The 1,197-nt window shown below is 57.1% G+C and carries 1 rRNA gene (only partly in view); it reads left to right on the forward strand.

Going from position 1 to position 1,197, the window contains the following annotated elements:
* Positions 1 to 1,197 (forward strand): 23S ribosomal RNA (locus ABZ459_RS52650); its annotated part reaches 1,566 nt to the left of the window's first position; the annotation flags it as partial.

Below are 1,197 nucleotides of genomic sequence, written 5' to 3' on the forward strand. Positions count from 1 at the left end.
GGCCTCTGCTGGTGATGAGTCTTGCACTCGGAGCTGGTGGGGGTCGCAGTGGCCAGGGGGAAGCGACTGTTTACTAAAAACACAGGTCCGTGCGAAGTCGTAAGACGATGTATACGGACTGACGCCTGCCCGGTGCCGGAACGTTAAGGGGACCGCTTAGTTGTGGTGACACAGCGAAGGTGAGAACTTAAGCGCCGGTAAACGGCGGTGGTAACTATAACCATCCTAAGGTAGCGAAATTCCTTGTCGGGTAAGTTCCGACCTGCACGAATGGCGTAACGACTTCCCCGCTGTCTCAACCGCAGACCCGGCGAAATTGCACTACGAGTAAAGATGCTCGTTACGCGCAGCAGGACGGAAAGACCCCGGGACCTTCACTACAGCTTGACATTGGCGTTTGGAGCGTCTTGTGTAGGATAGGTGGGAGACTGGGAAGCTCGGACGCTAGTTCGGGTGGAGTCATTGGTGAAATACCACTCTGGTCGTTTTGAACGTCTAACTCTGGTCCGTGATCCGGATCGAGGACAGTGTCTGGTGGGTAGTTTAACTGGGGCGGTTGCCTCCTAAAAGGTAACGGAGGCGCCCAAAGGTTCCCTCAGCCTGGTTGGCAATCAGGTGTTGAGTGTAAGTGCACAAGGGAGCTTGACTGTGAGACTGACGGGTCGAGCAGGAGCGAAAGCTGGGACTAGTGATCCGGCATCGGCGTGTGGAAGCGGTGTCGCTCAACGGCTAAAAGGTACCCCGGGGATAACAGGCTGATCTTCCCCAAGAGTCCATATCGACGGGATGGTTTGGCACCTCGATGTCGGCTCGTCGCATCCTGGGGCTGGAGTAGGTCCCAAGGGTTGGGCTGTTCGCCCATTAAAGCGGTACGCGAGCTGGGTTTAGAACGTCGCGAGACAGTTCGGTCCCTATCCGCTGCGCGCGCAGGAGACTTGAAAGGAGCTGTCCCTAGTACGAGAGGACCGGGACGGACGAACCTCTGGTGTGCCAGTTGTACCGCCAGGTGCACGGCTGGTTGGCTACGTTCGGAAGGGATAACCGCTGAAAGCATCTAAGCGGGAAGCTCGCCTTGAGATGAGGTCTCCCACCACGTTTGTGGGTAAGGCTCCCGGTAGACGACCGGGTTGATAGGCCGGAGGTGGAAGCACAGTAATGTGTGGAGCTGACCGGTACTAATAGGCCGAGGACTTGACC

Source organism: Nonomuraea sp. NPDC005692 (assembly GCF_040631115.1).
Taxonomy (GTDB): Bacteria; Actinomycetota; Actinomycetes; order Streptosporangiales; family Streptosporangiaceae; genus Nonomuraea.